This is a genomic window from Luteibacter sahnii, assembly GCF_034063545.1.
GTDB lineage: Bacteria > Pseudomonadota > Gammaproteobacteria > Xanthomonadales > Rhodanobacteraceae > Luteibacter > Luteibacter sahnii.
Genome location: NZ_JAQLOK010000005.1, coordinates 157,893 through 173,549, shown reverse-complemented (window position 1 = coordinate 173,549; position 15,657 = coordinate 157,893). Strand labels below are relative to the sequence as shown.

Sequence of the window (15,657 nt, the reverse complement as noted above, 5' to 3'; positions counted from 1 at the left end):
CGCCACGGAATGCCATGCCCACCGACTCGCCGAAATATCGCGCCCCTGCCCTCGACAAGGGACTGGACATCCTCGAGCTACTCGCCAAGGCGACCCAGCCGCTGTCCATCGCCGAGATTTCCGAAGGCGTCGGGCGCTCCCGCGGCGAAATCTTCCGCATGCTCCAGGTGCTCGAGGAGCGCGATTACATCGCCCGTCCGGATGGCGGCAGCGCCTATTCGTTGACCCCGCGGCTGTTCCGCCTGGGCATGGAACAGCCACCGGTGAAGAACCTCGTGGAGACAGCGATGCCGGTCATGCATCGCCTCGCCGGCGACATCGACCAGTCATGCCACCTCGTGGTGCCCTCGCAAGAGCAGATCGTCGTCGTGGCACGCGTCGACCCGCCGGGCGAAACCGGCCTCGTCGTGCGCGTGGGCCATCGTCGCCCGATGTCGCACTCGGCATCGGGTTACGTTTTGCTCGCCTGGCAGACAGACGACATCCGCGAGCGCTGGTTCCGCACGCTGCTCGAACACGAGCCGGGGCTGAAGCGCAACCGCATCGACGCCACGATCAAAGAGATCCGCGCCGCGGGCCTGGCACGTATCCCCAGCCAGGTGGTCGATGGCGTCACCGATCTTTCGGCACCGATCATCGAAGGCAACCACGCCGTTTGCGCGGTCACCATCCCGTTCCTCGAACGGCGCGGCGCCAAGGTCGACATGGATACCGCCGCCCGTCGGTTGACCGACGCGGCCGCCGAGATCTCAAGCGCCATCTCGCATGGCGCGCCAGGCGCGGGGTTGGCCTGAACGTCGCGAATCGCTGTCGCGGCGACAACGTAAGCACGACAAACCGGCTTGTATGACGAGGGCTCCGTCTAACCGGAGCCTACCCATGGACCACGCGTTCGATCTCTCCGCGCCCTGGTGGACGTTCGTCGTCCGCGGCGTCGTGACCTATCTCGGCCTGCTGATCCTCATGCGCCTCGCCGGCAAGGGCAGCCTGGGCGAGATGTCGGCCTTCGACATCGTCATCATCGCCCTGGTCGGCGGCACGTTGCGCACCGCGATCATCGGTCACGACCAAGGCATGCTGGGCCCGTTCATCGGCGTCGCCAGCATTTTCGCCACGAATCGCCTGTTGGCATGGACCTGTGCGCGCTTTCCGCGCTTCAACCGCCTCGTGGAGGGCTTTCCCGCATTGCTGATCCGCGATGGACGGCGCGATCGGGACGCCATGCGTCGCCAGCACGTGGCCGACGCGGCGCTCGACCGGGCCCTGCACAAGGCGGGCCTGGAGGACGAACGCGATATCCGGATGGGGCGACTTGAACCCAATGGCAAGATCACCCTCACGCGTCGCTCAGCGCCCCGGGGAACGGAGTAACTAGCGAACGCCCTGGTCGCGCTTGGACGCATCATCCATTTTCTTCTCGCCCTTTTTCTGATCCCTGGCGAGCTTGTCCTGCAGCGGCTTATCCCGGCGGGCGACGGCGTTGACGTTGCGATCGCCGGATTGGGGCGGATGTGTTTGATCGGGCATGGGTCGATTCCTAGCCATGGTCTTCGTTGTCGTGCGTCTGCTGCGGCGACTCTCCGCCGCGCTCGCGCTCGGGCTTTTTCTCGACGTGCTGACCGACATCCTTGTCGTAGTCGCGCGGCGACGGATGCTTTTCATCATTCATGGGAAGGACTTACTCGCGTGTGCCCGCAGGCGAATCGGAGGTGGGGATGCCGCCCGCGTTGTCGGTGCCCTGCCCCGCCGGCGGCGTCACCTTCGGCGCACCGAATTCGTCGCGCTGACGCGGGTCCACCGAACGCTTGGTGTTCATGCCATCGGTCCAGTGCTGACCCGGTTCGTGCGCGCGCGAGCGTGGCGTCTCTTTCATCGTTTGCGGATGGCTGTTCGCGGTCTGCTGGGTGACCTCCGTCGGCCTGTCGGCACGCTGGGCCGGCGTCGACTGGCCGTAGGCCTGGGTGGCGACGATCGCGAGCGATGCGGCGAGGATGATCTGCTTCATGGGCTTACCCTGCTCGGAGGACATGGGGCATCCTCGCCCAAGGCCGGTCGCGCCGCCGTGACCGTCCGTAGGCGATGCGTTGACGCGGCGCTTATGCTTGGTGCGCCAGGTCGAGCAGGCGGTCATCCCAGTCGTAGGGCAGCCAGAGCTCGTTCTCGACGCGCGTCATCGCCAGGTAAACCGCCCGCACGGCGACATCGGCGCCATCGGTGGGGCGACTGCCGGGCGGGCGCGAAAAGCAGCACGGCGACATGTAAACCGTGCCGGCCTCGAGGTTTTTCGCGTCTTCCAGCAGGCCGAGCGTCAACGCGTCGCCTTCCCGGGCCTGGCCGATCATCAGCGCCTGGAGGTTGCCATGGCCAAACTGGCGTTCGAACAGACGCGCCACCCGGGAGCGTCCCGATGCCACCAGGTGGGACGCGAAGTCGGTCCAGGTGGCGAAACCGCGGAGGCTGTAGTGACGGGGGCGATCGCCGTGCATGTGCAGCTGGATGGCGTCCTGCGTCGCTTTCACCAGTTGCACGGCACTGGCTTCCACGAAGCGGTATGGCACTTTGGCGTCTTTCAGGCGGAGTGCCTGTTCCAGCATCGACCAAAGGCTGCCGTACACGCGAAGCCCAGCCGTTGGCAGCTCGATGGCGTTGTCGCCGAAGAGACGATGGCGGGTCACGCGGTCGCGCGAACCGACGATGTCGTCGGGCATCAGCGCCTCACTGTGCCGCCGAAGCACCGAGCGGACCAGCGGCATCATCTGCTCGCCCGCGCGCACCGATTCGACCATGCCCAACGGCTTCGCGTCGTGCGGGCGCGCGGTGCGTCCCGTGGCGAGATGCTGGTAGGGGTCACCCATCACGACGTAGCCGCCGGGGTAGCGACGCAACAGCGAAAGCCACGGGGCAGGCAGATCGTGCGCCTCGTCGATAAGCAGCGTGCCCATGTCGGGAACGCCGGCGCCGACCAGGTCGAGCCACTTCACCAGGTGATAAACGCGCACGGGAAAGCCGAAGCGCTCCTGGCGCTCGTCGAGGGCGAACATGATCTCCCAGGCCTCGACCGCCCACCCGACATAGCTGGCGCGTTCGGCCACCGGAAGATGGTCGGGCCAGTGAAAATGGCGATAGCCGATGCGGCGATCCTCGCTGCCGCACCACCGGCGAATCGCTTCCAGGGCGCGCGACAGCACCGCCTCGGGCGTATCCCGGCCGATCGACGGAATACCCATCATCGTGGCCTGTTCGGCGACGGTGCGGGTGGCTTCCTGCCGACGTGGGGCCTTGGTCCAGCGCGTGCCGGAGGCGCGGACGAACGTGCGGGCCATCCGCGCGGCCAGGTCGGCGAGCGTGACGGCTTCGTCGCCCGCACGGCCGGCGCGTCGCCGGAATGCCTCCCGCTGCGCTTGCCAGGGCGTGAGGTAGGTGAAGCGCCGCCCGGTGTCGAACAGGGCCAGCGTAAGGTGCGTCTTGCCCGTGCCCGCGTAGGCGTCGACGGCATAACGATCGCCCAGGTCGGCCGTGATCGCGGAAAGCGCGCGCACCTGGTCGCTGGTGCCGCGCACGATCGTGCGCGGCACGCGGTCGGTCAGTTCATCGCGCTCGCGAAACACGGGAAGGTCGAACGCGATCAGGCTGTCCTGGCAGGCACGCTGGAAATCCGGCGACAGGAAGCCATCGGGCCCACGCCACGCCAGCCCCTCGAACGTGTCGTCCGCGACGAACGCCACGCCGCGCGTCGCCATCAGCGAGGCCACGTCGGCCGGATCCACCTCATCCGGTGGACAGAACGCGGCGAGGCTGTTTCCCACCACCGCAGGGCTCTCGCCGGCCAGCGTGCGCTCGGCATCGAAGACCGCCCTCGCCAGCTCCGCACGCGACAACGACGGCTTGCGCACGAGCAGCAGCAGGCCGAAAAGGCCTGCGCGCTCCGCGCCAAGGTCGGGAACGTGCGCCTCAAGGAGAAAACGCAGCGCGACGCGTTCGCGAAGGGGCAGATAAAACGTGGACTCGCGACCGGTGGTCACCGCTCAACTCCGGACAATACGGCTCGGTCGGCAAGGATACCGACAACCGCGCCGTGAATCGTCATTCACGCCGCGCCACGACCGCCGTGACATAGCCGACCGCATGGTGAGGTTTTTGGAGGAGGAGCTACCCATGAACGCTAACGACACCAAGCAGCCGTCGAAAAACGAGCGCGAAGACGAACGTCAGCACCACGACGCCAACCAGGATGAGGCGCTCGAAGAGACCTTCCCGGCAAGCGACCCCGTGTCGCCGTTCATTCCGGCGAAAGCACCCGAATAAACAGGGGCGACCATGACTCACCTCATCGCGCACTTCCGTACTCAGGCGGCCGCCATGGCAGCGATGCAGCGCCTTGCCGGCCGGGGATTTCCCCAGGATAGGCTGGTGCCGGTCGCCGACGGCGACGTGCGCGGCTCGCCGGACAGCTATAACGTGCCGGCCAACGTGGTGTCCGCGCACAGCAACAAGGCGGCGCGGCCGCTGGCACGCGGGTCGGCCAACCGCCGTGTCGATGAGGTGGGCCCTAAGGCATATGGCCTGGTACGTCTCGAACTGGATACCGGCGACGGTGAGATGAGCGATGCGGATGTGCGCGCGCTTCTCGAGGAAACCGGGGCGGAACGGATCGAGACCAGCGAACGCCCCTTATCGGAGGAGGCGCCGGGCGTATGGCCGGCGCCACCGTTGGGCGACCGGGTGGACGTGGATCGTGCCATCGATGCCTCGCTTCGCGCGGGTCTTGAGCGTCATCCAGAGACGCCCGCGCCTCACGAGGGGCCGAGTAAGAGAACGCCGCACGATCCGCATCGGTAGTATCGGCGTGATGGCCTGCCGGTTGGCGCTGGATCGGCGGCGCGACCCCGCAGGCAGGTCCGTTGGGCTTCCGCCGCGCGACCGGTTGGCCGCGCGGCGGATTCAGGGCCGCTACGGGCGGACCCTGTCCGCAAACCCTCGGCAACGCGGAGCCTCAGGGAGACCACGGGCGAGTGAAGCCGTTATCGCCATGGGCGCGGTGCCAAGAGACCCGACGCAAACCTAGCCGCGACGCCGATAGCGCGCCAACGCCACGCCCGCCACGACACCCACCGCGAGCCAGCCCGGCGCATTCGCATGTGCGCGACGCGGCCGCGGCTTCACGACAGGCGTGTCCCGCTTCACTTCTGCCGGCGCCGCTTCGATCTGCACCGCGTGCGGGCTGGGCCGGATGCCTTTGCCCCGCGCCTCCGCGACGCCCCGCGTCAGCTCGGCGCCCATCAGCACGATCAGCGAGGAGTAGTACGTCCAGATCAAGAGGACGACGAAGGCACCCGCCGGACCATATGCTCCGCCCACGTCGCTATGCGCGACATACAGGCCGATGACGAATTCGCCGAGCAGGAACAGCACCGTGGTCAGGCATGCGCCAAAAATGGCGTCACTCCAGTCGATGCGTGCGTCGGGCAACACGCGGAACATCATCCCGAACACGCCCGCGAACACCAGGATCGACACGGCATACTTGAGCGTACTCCAGGCCGCCCCGTCACGACCCAGCACGCTTTCGATCACCGCGCTGACGACCAGCGACACGATGAGCAGGAAGGCCACGCCGATCAGCAACGCAAACGCCCTCGCCCGCGCCCGCAGCCATGCGCCCACGGCCTTTCCGGGCTTGGGCTTGACCCGCCAGACCCGGTCCAGCGTGCCCTGCAACTGGGCGAATACGGCCGAGGCACTGAACAGCGTCACGCCGAGGCCGACGATACCGGCGATGTTGCCCAGGCGAGGATGCTCTTCCGCGCTTTGGATAACCGTTACCAGCACGCCCGCCGCCTTGGGGCCCACCACGGAGGTCATCGCCTCCACCAGCTGCGACTGCCAGGCGGGATGCAGCATCGCGATCGTCCACACCATGAGCAGCAACAGCGGTGCCACGGACAATGCGGCGTAGAACGCCAGCGCTGCCGCGCGCGTCATCAGTTCGTCGTCGCTGAAACCGTCGATCGCGGAACGCACGACCCGCCCTGCGCGGGTCTTGAAGATATCGGGCATGACAACTCTCCTTCACGCGCCACCATGCGCAGCGAAGGATCAAGCAAAAGCGCACGCACCGTGACGATAGCGTCGTGGCAGTGCAGGTCTGCATAAGGTCGATGATCGCCACATGCCAGTCAGCAACGTCGTGACGACAGGCTGCCGGGTGATACACGAGCGCGACACCGCCCGGAGGATGGTGTGGCCTAACCCACCACACCGGAGTGCGCCATGCAAAACCGACCGATCAAGGCCCTGTTGTTCGCAACGCTGGTTCTCGCCGCGACGGCATGCAGCCAGCAGAAAGACACCGATCGGGCCGTGCCTGGCGGCAACACCGCGGGCACGGCCACGTCGGCCGCACCCGCGTCGGGCAGCACGGCGGGCCAGAGCCGCTGACCTCAGCGGCCGCCGCCGGAGGTCGGCGGCGTCTGCGTGCCCCCCTGCGAGCCACGGGCGCCACCGCTTGAGTTGCTGTCGGTGGTGCCACCGCTGCTCGACCCGCCGTGGCTCGACCCACCCGAATTCGAACGATCGGTCGACGACCCGGACTGGTTGCGCCCGTGCGTACTCATCGTGCCACTACCCGTGGACGATCCCGACGACGTACCCGAATCCGACGAACCCGTCGTGGACGAGCCCGCGGTACCCTTGTGCGTCGGATGCACGGGATCCGTCGAATGCCGGTTGCGATTCTGCGTCTGCTGCCCCGACGTGGGTTGCGTGCCCATCGTGTCCTGTGACCCGGACGACTGAGAACCGGATGTCGGCGCGGACTGAGCGATCGCTGCGCCACTGGCGGTGAGTGCGAGGGCGAGCATGGAAACGACGATCTTTTTCATGAGATGACTCCCGTGGATGCGCCCGGGTCGGACGCCATGCCACCGTGCGCTCCGCGGCATGAAGTCAGGGCCAGCAAGCCGCACAACGCAACGTAACGACGCTGAACGGCGTTCAGCCAGATGACGACGGGCATGGCATGTAGCGGCGCCACGCTCGCACGCACCGGCGCAGTCTGACGCTGCGGCCTTCGTCCGTCCCCGCAGGCCGGGCCGCGCCCGCGACGTCGCTTCGCTCAGGGACCCGACGCTTATGACTTGGACGAAACGTGCTCGCCGCGGTATCGCCACGCCACCGGACCCCTTGGCCATCATCATCGAAGCGAGCGACGATCTCGCCGGCCTTGTTGCCGACGTGCTGGCCGAACTGGGCTTCGAGACGATGGTGGCGCGTTCGCACGTCTACGCGGCGACCCTGGTCGAGTCGCGATGCCCGCAGTTGCTGGTGGCGTGTGTGCCGGCCTACCACCAGGACTCGCGCGGTGCTTACCTGCGCGACTGCCGTCGCATGCTCGGTTTGCTGCCCACCGTGCTCATGCTGTCCGAGGCCCATCCCGATCTGCGCGGGGCGCCGTCGGCCGTCTATCTCATGAAGCCGTTCACGCGCGCCGAACTGCTCCTGGCGGTCGACGAGGCCCTGGCGACCGAGGAAGAACCGAGCCCCGATTGAACGCGTCAACCGGCGACAGAGGGTTCCCACAGTTCGATGGGATTGCCCTCCGGATCATGGATGCGTACGAATCGACCGACGCCCGGGGCGTCCCATGCGGGGTCGCGGATCACGTCGATCCCTGCGGCGGTGAGGCTGTCGCACAGGCGATCGAGGTCGTCGACGCGGAAGTTGAGCATCCAGGGACGGTCGACCGCGAAATAGTCCGTATCGGCCTTGAACGGTGAAAAGACGCTGGTGCCCGCCTGGGTCTCCCATTGCCCGTAGGGCGGGCCGCCCACGCCAAGGTGGTGCGCGTACCACGCGCCCAGCGCGTCTGGATCTTTCGCGCGAAAGAAAAACCCGCCGATACCGGTGACCGCCATACGCCCTCCCCCGATCGCTTGACCCAGGCCGCCGGGATACCAGATGGCGCCATCACGCGCAATGGGCCCACCCACCTTTCGCAACCGTTCGACGCGAGCGGGCGCAGGGTGAGGTTTTGACGCGGATGCCACTCATGCGCATGACCGGAAACGCGGCCGTGGACATCCCCGCCGCCATCATCGCCCTGGTGCGCCGCCGGGCGCCGGACGCGTCGATCTGTCCATCCGACGTCGCCCGTCATCTCGCCCCGGAGGCTGGGGCGTGGCGGGCTCGGATGCCCGACATTCGTGTCGTGGCCGCCACGTTGGCGCGCGAGGGTTGCCTCGCGATCACCCGGGGCGACAGTACTCTGGACCCCGACGCCCTCGGCAAGGGCCCGATCCGGCTGCGGCGGGGACCGCGATTTCCCCCGGCGTGAGCGGGATCGTCAGGCCACGTGGGTGTGCGAGACGCACCAGCCCTTGGCGGCCACGGCCTTGCCCGGGAAAAGCTGGCACGGCCCCCAGGCGGCGCCGGCCTTGCCCTGGTAAAAGCTGCAATCGGCGCAGAAATCGTTGGGCGTCTTGCGGCCCTGCGCCTTGGTGCCGTCTTCCACGTATTTGAGCGCGGACGCCGTCGGATCGGACGGTGACACGTGTGGGAGATCCTGGGCGCGCGACAGGCCGGGCAGCGCGCCCAACACGGTGGCGGCGGTCACGGCACCGGTGGCCGCCTTGAGGAAGCGGCGACGACCTTCGTTGTTCGAATCGTGTTGCGACATAAGGAACAGACACCTCCGTCGAAAAACCACCCGCCATCCTACGCGTTCGGGCAAAGCGGAGTAATTCGCATTACGGTCGGGACCGGTGGGCCGCCGTGGTATGCTGGCAACCTCGTTTGGACGTCCGAATCCCCATGCCGACCCCTCTCACCGTCGACCCCATCCAACTCGCCCATGGCGCCGACGCCATCGCCGACGCCGCGCGCGAACTGGCCGCCTTCGGCTGGACGCCCGCCACCAGCAGCAATTTTTCGATGCGCCTGGACGACCACCTCGCCGCGATCACCATTTCCGGGCGCGATAAGGGTCGGCTGGGCCGCGACGACATCATGGTGGTCGACATGCATGGCAAGGCCGTCGGCAGCGACGCCCGCCCGTCGGCCGAGACGGGACTGCACACCCAGATCTACCGCCGCTTTCCGGACGCCAACGTGGTGCTGCACACGCACTCGCGCACGCAGAGCGTCGCCTCCCGACTCTTCGCCCGCGAAGGCCGCATTCGCCTCGAGGGCTGGGAGTTGCAGAAGGCGATTTCCGGCTACACCACCCATGAAAGCGTGCTCGACATCCCCGTGTTCCCGAACACGCAGCACATGCCCGAACTCGAGTCCCGGGTAGACGCATGGATCGACGAGGGCAAGCCGCTGTATGCCTACCTGATCGACGGTCATGGCATCTACACCTGGGGCAAGGACATGCCGGAGACCCGACGCCACCTTGAAGCCCTGGAATTCCTGATCGGCTGCGAACTCGACCTGCGGAGACTGTCCCCATGAGCCGCCTGCGCATTTACGACGACCAACGGCACGACGCCCCCCTGCTCTCGCTCACGGACCACGCCGCGATCGCGGCCGAGCTCCACAAGGTGGGCGTGCGGTTTGAGCAATGGGAGGCCAGCCAGCCCGTCGCCCCGGGCGCTAGCCAGGAGGACGTCATCGCGGCCTATCGCAGCGACATCGACCGCCTGATGGCGGAAAACGGCTACCAGGCCGTGGACGTCATCAGCCTCACGCCCGACCACCCCGATCGCGCGGCCTTCCGCCAGAAGTTCCTGAACGAGCATTCGCACAGCGAAGACGAGGTCCGCTTTTTTGTCGCGGGCGCGGGCCAGTTCACCCTTCACATCGACGGCAAGGTCTACGAGGTGCTCTGCGAGCAGGGCGACCTGATCGGCGTGCCCGACGGCACCACCCACTGGTTCGACATGAGCGAATCCCCCTACTTCGTGGCCATTCGCCTCTTCACCAACGTCGAGGGCTGGGTGGCGCAGTTCACCGGATCGGACATCGCCGAGCGTTTTCCGCGCATGGCTCCCCACCCGTCGGCGGGCAAGGCTTCGTAAAGCCCCGGGGGTCCGTTATCCTGCGGGTCTTCCCCGACCCGCAGGTGGCTCCGCCCATGTCCGAGATCCGCGCCATCCTCACCGATATCGAGGGCACGACCAGCTCGATCGATTTCGTCAAGGATGTTCTCTTCCCCTACGCCCGCCAGCACCTGCCAGCGTTCGTGGAAACCCACGCCGACGATCCCGAGGTGCAGCACTGGCTGCACGAGGCCGCGAAGGAAGCCGGCTGGGTCGAGGCGTCGCGCGGCGAAGTCATCGACCTGCTGATCCGCTGGATCGACGAAGATCGCAAGGCCACTCCTCTCAAGGCGCTGCAAGGCATGATCTGGCGCGAAGGCTACGAGGCGAAGGCTTACCTTTCGCACATGTATCCCGACGTCGCCGCGCGATTGAAGACATGGCATGACCAGGGTCTCAAGCTCTATGTCTACTCGTCCGGCTCCGTGCCGGCCCAGAAGCTGATGTTCGGCTTCAGCGAGGCGGGTGACCTGACGCCGCTGTTCTCCGGGTATTTCGACACGCAAACCGGCCACAAGCGCGAAACCGTGTCCTACCAGCGCATCGCCGAGGAGATCGGCCTGCCGCCGGCGCAGGTGCTCTTCCTCTCGGATATCAAGGAAGAACTCGACGCCGCCCGCGCCGCCGGCATGCGCACCACCCAACTCGTTCGCCCGCCCCAGCCCATCGTGGACGCCGGCCACCCAGCCGTCGCGGATTTCCATGCCGTCGTCGCTTGATCCCCGCCGGCGCACGCCGATCTACACACTGGCCGCTTTCGCCGCCGGCGTGCTGATCACCGTGGGCGTGCTGCGCTACGGCCCGCAGCCCGCCACCCTGAAGCCACGTCCGGTCGCGGTCGCACCCGCGGCGGTCGCCACGGCGGCGGCACCCGCCGCGTCCACCAGCGTCGCCGACGAACCGGCGGACGCGGCCATGGACGTGGACAACGGCGACTGGCCCGCGGATGGCCCCACGCCCGAGCAGGTGTTCACGGCCCAGCCCGACCGGGTGCGCGAGGCCGTCGCGCGGCTCGCACCTCGCGCCCCGGGCCATCCGAACATCTACGCTGTCGCTTTCGCCGGCGACGGCTCCGAAGACGTGTTCCGCAACGAAGCCGAGTACCTCGACCAGCTGATGGCCCGGCGGTTCGGCAGCCCCGGCCACACGCTCGTGCTGGAGAACAACCCTGCCACCCTGTCCACCCACCCGCTCGCCAGCTGGACCAACCTCGAACAGGCGCTGGACGGGTTGGCCAAGGTGATGGACACGCGCGAGGACATCCTGCTGCTGTACATCGCCACGCATGGGGGCAGCGATCACTCGCTGCTGGTGGACATGGATCCGATCCCGCTGGACCAGCTCGACCCCGACGGACTCCGCGACATTCTCGCGAAGCGCCCGTTCCGCTGGAAAGTACTGGTGGTCAACGCCTGCTATTCAGGCGGCTTCGTGCCGGTCCTCAAGGGCAGCGGCACGCTCGTGATGACCGCGGCACGCGCCGATCGCACCTCCTTCGGATGCGGTGCGGATTCGGACGTCACCTACTTCGGCCACGCCTGGCTCGTGGATGGCCTCAATGCGACGCCGGACGTCATCGACGCGTTCGGCAGGGCGCGCGGCGAGATCGCATCGTGGGAAAAACGCGACGCGGTGACACCATCCGAACCGCAGATCGACGTCGGCCCGGGGATCGGCGACAAGCTCGCCGCGTGGCGGAAGTCGGCGAAAATCGGGCCGGTGGTGCCATTCGCACCGGCCCAATAGGCGTCGCGACAGCACGGGTACTGTCGCGGTGCGTTCCTGGGCGAGACCGGCGAGGACTCAGCCCGACGCGTCGATGGAAAAGCGATCGGCGTCCATCCACGCCGGGAAGCGCTCGCGATGCGCCAGCAACGGCGCGGGATCGAGGTTGACCGTGACCACCTGCTCCTGCGGCCCCAGCTCGACGAGCGCCTCGCCCACCGGATCGATCACGGCGCTATCGCCCGCGTAGGGCAACTGGTTGCCGTCCACGCCCACGCGGTTGACGCCGATCACGTAAGCCAGGTTCTCGATGGCCCGCGCGCGCAGCAGCGTGCGCCACGGCTGGCGACGCGGCGTCGGCCAGTTCGCCACGAACAGCGCGAGGTCGTAATCCATGCCACCCGGCGCGTCTTCGCGTCGGCCGTTGCGCAACCACACGGGAAAACGCAAGTCGTAACAGACCTGCGGCAGGATGCGCCATCCCTTCAGCTCGACGATCAGCCGCTGGTTGCCACCGCCATAGCGCGTGTGCTCGCCCGCCATGCGGAACAGGTGGCGCTTGTCGTAATACGCGAGGGTGCCGTCGGGGGACGCCCAGATCAACCGGTTGTATACCGAGCCGCCGTCGCGGATCACCAGGCTGCCGGCCAGCGTGGCGCCGGTGTCGGCGGCCAGCGCGCGCATCCAGGCCACGCTCTCGCCGTCCATGGTTTCCGCATTGGACAGCGTGTCGTTGGTGAACCCGGAGAGGAAGGTTTCCGGCAGCACGACAAGATCGCTGCCGGCCACGCGGCGGACCATCGCGCCGTAGTAGTCGCGATTGCCGGCCGCGTCATGCCAGCGGGTGGCGCCCTGGACGAGCGATACGGTCAGAGTTTGCACAGGCGCTCCGCAGCGGCTTCCATCGTGGCGTCGTTCTTGGCGAAGCACAGGCGCACCAGGCGCGTGTCGGGCGCGCTTTCGTAGAAGGGGCTCAGGGGGATCACGGCGACGCCGCCCTCGCGGACCAGCCACTCGCTGAAGTTGATGTCGTCGACGTCGCGGATGGCGCTGTAATCGACCAGCTGGAAGTAACCGCCGGGCACGTCGAGCAACGTCAGTCGCGACGGGGCCAGCAACGCGCGGAAGCGGTCGCGTTTGGCCTGATAGAACCCCGGCAGTTCGAGGTAGTGCGACGGCGTGGACGCGAGGAATTCCGCGAACGCCGACTGCGCCGGGTGAAAGGTGCAGAACGTGAGGTATTGGTGCACCTTGCGGAACTCGGCGGTCAGCGCTTTGGGCGCCACCGCGTAGCCGAGCTTCCAGCCGGTGCAGTGGAAGGTCTTGCCGAACGAGGACACCACGATGCTGCGCGCGGCCAGTTCGGGATGCCGCAGCACGCTCTGGTGGTCGGCGCCGTCGAACACGATGTGTTCGTAGACTTCGTCGGACAGCACGACGATGGGCGTGTCGCGCACGATGGCCGCGAGTTCGTCGAGATCGGTGCGGGAGAGCACCGCGCCCGAGGGGTTGTGCGGCGAGTTGATGAGGATCATGCGCGTGCGCGGCGTCACCGCATCGCGCACGCGCTGCCAGTCGATGGCGAACGACGGCACGTCGAGCGGCACGTGCACGGCCCGGGCGCCCTGCAGCTCGATGGCCGGCTCGTAGCTGTCGTAGCACGGATCGAACACGATGACCTCGTCGCCGGCCCGCACCACCGAGGCGATGGCCGAGAACAGCGCTTCGGTGGCCCCGGAGGTGACGGTGATCTCGGTGTCGGGGCTGACCCGGTGGCCGTACAGGCGCTCGGTCTTGGCGGCGATCTGTTCGCGCAACGGCGCGATGCCGATGCCGGGTGCGTATTGATTCTTGCCCTCGGCCATGGCGCGGGTGATCGCGTCGCGCAGCGCCTCGGGCGGCTCGAAATCGGGGAAGCCCTGGCCCAGGTTCACGGCCTTGTGCTCCAGCGCGAGCTGGCTCATGACGCTGAAGATGGTCGTGCCGACCTTGGGAAGCTTGGTGTCGATCTGCATCGGACGCTCTTACTCGTTTGGACGGCCAAACGCGGCCGGATGTTCCGATCCTAACATGCGACGCAGGGCGACCGCTCCCGTGGAGGCCGGGTCGGCGGCCACGGTCTCGCAATCCTTCTGGTAGTCCGCACGCGCCCTGGGAAGGCGCTCGGCGAGAAAGTCCACGAAGCTGCGCACCGCAGGCAGAAGGCCGCGACGGCTGGGGTACACGAAGTGCAACGTGCCCTGCGCCGTGGCGTAGTCGGGCAGCACCCATTCGAGCGTGCCGCTGGCGATCAGCGGGGCGCAGAACTCTTCGGGAATCAGCGCCACGCCGCAGCACTGCACGGCAGCGGCGACCAGCACCGAGAAATCGCCGCTGACCAGGCGCGGCTTGACCTCAACCGCGGCTTTCCGGCCGCTGGCATGGACCAGTTCCCAGACCTGCGCCCCCTCGTGCTCGTACATCGACAGGGCCGGCAGTTGGGCCAGTTCGTCGAGGGTCGACGGGCGGCCGTGGCTGTCGAGGAACTTGGGGCTCGCCACAAGCAGGTTGCGCGCATAGCCGATGCTGCGCAGCACGAGCGTCGCGTCGGTATCGAGCTTTTCGCGCACACGCAGGGCCACGTCGTAGCCCTCCCCGATAAGATCGACGCGACGATTGGTGGCGGTGACGCGGATCTGAACCTTCGGGTGTTCGAGCATGAAGGCCGGCAGCATCGGGCCGAGGACGTTCTGCGCCAGCGACACCGGGCAACTCACGCGGACGACGCCGCGCGGTTCGGTACGCAACTCGTCCACCGCGTCCTGCGCCGCCCGCGCCTCTTCCAGCACGGCGCGACAGTGGCCGTAGAAGCGCTCGCCGATCTCGGTGACCACGAAGCGGCGAGTGGTGCGCTGGAGCAGGCGCACGCCAAGGCGGTCCTCGAGCTGCGCGATGCGCTTGGACAGGCGCGACTTCGGTACACCGAGGGCGCGCCCGGCGGCGGAGAACCCGCCGTGCTCCACCACGGCAGCGAAGAAGTAGAGATCGTTGAGATCCTGGAGGGCGCCTTCCATCGTCGTACCTGGCCGTTTCTCTATCGAAACAATCAGTCTACTTCACGCGGGCTAATCCCGCACGGACCGCCGGCGTATCGTGGCCCCATCGAGACCGTTGAGGTCCCTAAAGGAAATTGCCATGAAAGTATTGCACGTCGATGCCAGCGCCCTGGGCGACCACTCGGTCTCGCGCCGCCTCACCGCCGCGATTGTTTCCGGATTGGAACGGCAGCACCCCGATGCGTCGGTCACGTATCGCGATGTCCACGCCGAGCCGTTGGACCATTGGGGATTGCCTGGGGATAAGCAGGACGCCGCGGCCCTGGAGGACGATAAGGCACTGCAGGAGTTTCTGGATGCCGATGTCGTGGTCATCGGGTCGCCCATGTACAACTTTACGATCAGCAGCTCGCTCAAGGCCTGGATCGACCGCATCGCGGTGGCGGGCAAGACATTCCGTTACACCGCGTCCGGGCCCGAAGGCCTCGCCAAAGGCAAGCGGGTGATCGTGGGACTGTCGAGGGGCGGCATGTATCCCGCAGGCAGTCCGGCAGGGGCGATGGATTTTCAGGAGCCCTACCTGCGGACGCTCTTCGGTTTCCTCGGCGTCACCGATGTAGCGTTCGTTCGCGCCGAGGGCCTGGCGTTAGGTGATGAACACAAGGCCAAGGTGATCGACACGGCGTTGGCCGATGTGGACCGCGTGGTCGCCTTATCCCGCGCGGCGTAATCGCCCCCCTTCATGCGTCACGAGCCCGCCCTGCGGGTGACCAGCCGCAACCGAAGGGGGAGCCGATCGCATCGGCGATCCCGGCGGCAGCCGGACTGGCGCGAGCGATGGCATCGTTCGCGCAAAGACA

At 67.3% G+C, this 15,657-nt stretch carries 23 protein-coding genes; 12 read left to right on the top strand and 11 right to left on the bottom strand.

The features are described from left to right. Positions 1-14: 14 nt before the first annotated feature. The gene (locus tag PI246_RS14715; protein ID WP_320552061.1) at positions 15-794 is read left to right on the top strand and encodes an IclR family transcriptional regulator; all 780 of its coding nucleotides are present in this window, start codon (positions 15-17) and stop codon (positions 792-794) included. A gap of 85 nt (positions 795-879) precedes the next feature. Beyond that, positions 880-1,371 (top strand): DUF421 domain-containing protein, encoded by a 492-nt coding sequence (locus tag PI246_RS14710; RefSeq protein ID WP_320552060.1) that lies wholly within the window; start codon positions 880-882, stop codon positions 1,369-1,371. Here the strand turns inward: PI246_RS14710 and PI246_RS14705 are convergent, their stop codons facing one another. The 4 genes from PI246_RS14705 to PI246_RS14690 all read right to left on the bottom strand — a co-directional run bounded on the left by PI246_RS14705 (position 1,372) and on the right by PI246_RS14690 (position 4,022). Further along, the gene (locus tag PI246_RS14705; RefSeq protein WP_320552059.1) at positions 1,372-1,527 is read right to left on the bottom strand and encodes a hypothetical protein; all 156 of its coding nucleotides are present in this window, start codon (positions 1,525-1,527) and stop codon (positions 1,372-1,374) included. A 10-nt stretch (positions 1,528-1,537) separates the two neighbouring features. Beyond that, on the bottom strand, positions 1,538-1,669 hold the full coding sequence (locus PI246_RS14700) for a hypothetical protein (protein ID WP_320552058.1): 132 nt from the start codon (positions 1,667-1,669) through the stop codon (positions 1,538-1,540). Between the two features lie 9 nt (positions 1,670-1,678). After that, complete coding sequence (locus PI246_RS14695; protein ID WP_320552057.1) at positions 1,679-2,029, bottom strand: hypothetical protein; 351 nt, start codon at positions 2,027-2,029, stop codon at positions 1,679-1,681. A gap of 67 nt (positions 2,030-2,096) precedes the next feature. Then, positions 2,097-4,022: a hypothetical protein gene (locus PI246_RS14690; RefSeq protein WP_320552056.1), complete on the bottom strand. Its 1,926-nt coding sequence runs from the start codon at positions 4,020-4,022 to the stop codon at positions 2,097-2,099. Between the two features lie 133 nt (positions 4,023-4,155). On the opposite strand from PI246_RS14690, the gene PI246_RS14685 reads away from it, so the two are divergent. Both PI246_RS14685 and PI246_RS14680 read left to right on the top strand, forming a co-directional pair. Then, on the top strand, positions 4,156-4,305 hold the full coding sequence (locus tag PI246_RS14685) for a hypothetical protein (protein ID WP_320552100.1): 150 nt from the start codon (positions 4,156-4,158) through the stop codon (positions 4,303-4,305). A gap of 12 nt (positions 4,306-4,317) precedes the next feature. Beyond that, positions 4,318-4,839: a hypothetical protein gene (locus tag PI246_RS14680; RefSeq protein ID WP_320552055.1), complete on the top strand. Its 522-nt coding sequence runs from the start codon at positions 4,318-4,320 to the stop codon at positions 4,837-4,839. A 222-nt stretch (positions 4,840-5,061) separates the two neighbouring features. Here the strand turns inward: PI246_RS14680 and PI246_RS14675 are convergent, their stop codons facing one another. After that, positions 5,062-6,057 carry a YihY/virulence factor BrkB family protein gene (locus PI246_RS14675; protein ID WP_320552054.1) on the bottom strand — a complete coding sequence of 332 codons (996 nt, stop codon included), beginning with the start codon at positions 6,055-6,057 and terminating at the stop codon, positions 5,062-5,064. Between the two features lie 213 nt (positions 6,058-6,270). Between PI246_RS14675 and PI246_RS14670 the strand changes: the two genes are divergently transcribed. Next, entirely contained in the window at positions 6,271-6,438 is a 168-nt protein-coding gene (locus PI246_RS14670; protein ID WP_320552053.1) for a hypothetical protein, read from the top strand. 2 nt (positions 6,439-6,440) lie between these two features. On the opposite strand, the gene PI246_RS14665 is transcribed toward PI246_RS14670, so the two are convergent. Beyond that, positions 6,441-6,881 carry a hypothetical protein gene (locus PI246_RS14665; protein WP_320552052.1) on the bottom strand — a complete coding sequence of 147 codons (441 nt, stop codon included), beginning with the start codon at positions 6,879-6,881 and terminating at the stop codon, positions 6,441-6,443. 250 nt (positions 6,882-7,131) lie between these two features. Between PI246_RS14665 and PI246_RS14660 the strand changes: the two genes are divergently transcribed. After that, on the top strand, positions 7,132-7,548 hold the full coding sequence (locus PI246_RS14660) for a DNA-binding transcriptional response regulator (RefSeq protein ID WP_320552051.1): 417 nt from the start codon (positions 7,132-7,134) through the stop codon (positions 7,546-7,548). Positions 7,549-7,553: 5 nt separating this feature from the next. Here the strand turns inward: PI246_RS14660 and PI246_RS14655 are convergent, their stop codons facing one another. Further along, complete coding sequence (locus tag PI246_RS14655; protein ID WP_320552050.1) at positions 7,554-7,913, bottom strand: VOC family protein; 360 nt, start codon at positions 7,911-7,913, stop codon at positions 7,554-7,556. A 134-nt stretch (positions 7,914-8,047) separates the two neighbouring features. Here PI246_RS14655 and PI246_RS14650 point away from each other — a divergent pair, with 134 nt between their 5' ends. After that, the gene (locus PI246_RS14650) at positions 8,048-8,332 is read left to right on the top strand and encodes a DUF3253 domain-containing protein (RefSeq protein WP_320552049.1); all 285 of its coding nucleotides are present in this window, start codon (positions 8,048-8,050) and stop codon (positions 8,330-8,332) included. A 9-nt stretch (positions 8,333-8,341) separates the two neighbouring features. On the opposite strand, the gene PI246_RS14645 is transcribed toward PI246_RS14650, so the two are convergent. After that, entirely contained in the window at positions 8,342-8,674 is a 333-nt protein-coding gene (locus PI246_RS14645; RefSeq protein WP_320552048.1) for a high-potential iron-sulfur protein, read from the bottom strand. Positions 8,675-8,808: 134 nt separating this feature from the next. On the opposite strand from PI246_RS14645, the gene PI246_RS14640 reads away from it, so the two are divergent. From PI246_RS14640 to PI246_RS14625, 4 genes are read left to right on the top strand one after another with little or no spacing between them, the layout of a single operon-like run. Continuing rightward, a complete protein-coding gene (locus PI246_RS14640; RefSeq protein ID WP_320552047.1) occupies positions 8,809-9,450 on the top strand; it encodes a methylthioribulose 1-phosphate dehydratase in 642 nt (213 codons plus the stop codon). After that, complete coding sequence (locus tag PI246_RS14635) at positions 9,447-10,016, top strand: 1,2-dihydroxy-3-keto-5-methylthiopentene dioxygenase (RefSeq protein WP_320552046.1); 570 nt, start codon at positions 9,447-9,449, stop codon at positions 10,014-10,016. The genes PI246_RS14640 and PI246_RS14635 overlap by 4 nt, the downstream gene beginning before the upstream one ends. 56 nt (positions 10,017-10,072) lie before the next feature. After that, positions 10,073-10,756 carry an acireductone synthase gene (gene mtnC / locus PI246_RS14630; protein WP_320552045.1) on the top strand — a complete coding sequence of 228 codons (684 nt, stop codon included), beginning with the start codon at positions 10,073-10,075 and terminating at the stop codon, positions 10,754-10,756. Continuing rightward, entirely contained in the window at positions 10,740-11,783 is a 1,044-nt protein-coding gene (locus PI246_RS14625; protein WP_320552044.1) for a C13 family peptidase, read from the top strand. The genes mtnC and PI246_RS14625 overlap by 17 nt, the downstream gene beginning before the upstream one ends. Before the next feature lie 57 nt (positions 11,784-11,840). On the opposite strand, the gene PI246_RS14620 is transcribed toward PI246_RS14625, so the two are convergent. Genes PI246_RS14620 through PI246_RS14610 form a run of 3 tightly spaced genes read right to left on the bottom strand, consistent with a single transcriptional unit; the run spans position 11,841 to position 14,815 of the window. Next, on the bottom strand, positions 11,841-12,644 hold the full coding sequence (locus PI246_RS14620) for an amidohydrolase (protein ID WP_320552043.1): 804 nt from the start codon (positions 12,642-12,644) through the stop codon (positions 11,841-11,843). Next, positions 12,632-13,777, bottom strand: a complete 1,146-nt coding sequence (locus PI246_RS14615; protein WP_320552042.1) for a pyridoxal phosphate-dependent aminotransferase — start codon at positions 13,775-13,777, stop codon at positions 12,632-12,634. Before PI246_RS14615 ends, PI246_RS14620 begins: the two co-directional genes overlap by 13 nt. Positions 13,778-13,786: 9 nt before the next feature. After that, entirely contained in the window at positions 13,787-14,815 is a 1,029-nt protein-coding gene (locus tag PI246_RS14610; RefSeq protein ID WP_320552041.1) for a LysR substrate-binding domain-containing protein, read from the bottom strand. Between the two features lie 121 nt (positions 14,816-14,936). Between PI246_RS14610 and PI246_RS14605 the strand changes: the two genes are divergently transcribed. Next, entirely contained in the window at positions 14,937-15,527 is a 591-nt protein-coding gene (locus PI246_RS14605; protein ID WP_320552040.1) for an FMN-dependent NADH-azoreductase, read from the top strand. Positions 15,528-15,657 lie beyond the last annotated feature (130 nt).

Bases quoted from the DNA above. Each gene is read 5' to 3' on its own strand.
- PI246_RS14675 (WP_320552054.1), bottom strand. From the start codon at position 6,057: ATGCCCGATATCTTCAAGACCCGCGCAGGGCGGGTCGTGCGTTCCGCG.
- PI246_RS14650 (WP_320552049.1), top strand. From the start codon at position 8,048: ATGCGCATGACCGGAAACGCGGCCGTGGACATCCCCGCCGCCATCATC.
- PI246_RS14655 (WP_320552050.1), bottom strand. From the start codon at position 7,913: ATGGCGGTCACCGGTATCGGCGGGTTTTTCTTTCGCGCGAAAGATCCA.
- PI246_RS14640 (WP_320552047.1), top strand. From the start codon at position 8,809: ATGCCGACCCCTCTCACCGTCGACCCCATCCAACTCGCCCATGGCGCC.
- PI246_RS14715 (WP_320552061.1), top strand. From the start codon at position 15: ATGCCCACCGACTCGCCGAAATATCGCGCCCCTGCCCTCGACAAGGGA.
- PI246_RS14610 (WP_320552041.1), bottom strand. From the start codon at position 14,815: ATGGAAGGCGCCCTCCAGGATCTCAACGATCTCTACTTCTTCGCTGCC.
- PI246_RS14665 (WP_320552052.1), bottom strand. From the start codon at position 6,881: ATGAAAAAGATCGTCGTTTCCATGCTCGCCCTCGCACTCACCGCCAGT.
- PI246_RS14615 (WP_320552042.1), bottom strand. From the start codon at position 13,777: ATGCAGATCGACACCAAGCTTCCCAAGGTCGGCACGACCATCTTCAGC.
- PI246_RS14645 (WP_320552048.1), bottom strand. From the start codon at position 8,674: ATGTCGCAACACGATTCGAACAACGAAGGTCGTCGCCGCTTCCTCAAG.
- PI246_RS14635 (WP_320552046.1), top strand. From the start codon at position 9,447: ATGAGCCGCCTGCGCATTTACGACGACCAACGGCACGACGCCCCCCTG.
- mtnC (WP_320552045.1), top strand. From the start codon at position 10,073: ATGTCCGAGATCCGCGCCATCCTCACCGATATCGAGGGCACGACCAGC.
- PI246_RS14680 (WP_320552055.1), top strand. From the start codon at position 4,318: ATGACTCACCTCATCGCGCACTTCCGTACTCAGGCGGCCGCCATGGCA.
- PI246_RS14700 (WP_320552058.1), bottom strand. From the start codon at position 1,669: ATGAATGATGAAAAGCATCCGTCGCCGCGCGACTACGACAAGGATGTC.
- PI246_RS14605 (WP_320552040.1), top strand. From the start codon at position 14,937: ATGAAAGTATTGCACGTCGATGCCAGCGCCCTGGGCGACCACTCGGTC.
- PI246_RS14625 (WP_320552044.1), top strand. From the start codon at position 10,740: ATGCCGTCGTCGCTTGATCCCCGCCGGCGCACGCCGATCTACACACTG.
- PI246_RS14705 (WP_320552059.1), bottom strand. From the start codon at position 1,527: ATGCCCGATCAAACACATCCGCCCCAATCCGGCGATCGCAACGTCAAC.
- PI246_RS14685 (WP_320552100.1), top strand. From the start codon at position 4,156: ATGAACGCTAACGACACCAAGCAGCCGTCGAAAAACGAGCGCGAAGAC.
- PI246_RS14660 (WP_320552051.1), top strand. From the start codon at position 7,132: ATGACTTGGACGAAACGTGCTCGCCGCGGTATCGCCACGCCACCGGAC.
- PI246_RS14670 (WP_320552053.1), top strand. From the start codon at position 6,271: ATGCAAAACCGACCGATCAAGGCCCTGTTGTTCGCAACGCTGGTTCTC.
- PI246_RS14695 (WP_320552057.1), bottom strand. From the start codon at position 2,029: ATGTCCTCCGAGCAGGGTAAGCCCATGAAGCAGATCATCCTCGCCGCA.
- PI246_RS14710 (WP_320552060.1), top strand. From the start codon at position 880: ATGGACCACGCGTTCGATCTCTCCGCGCCCTGGTGGACGTTCGTCGTC.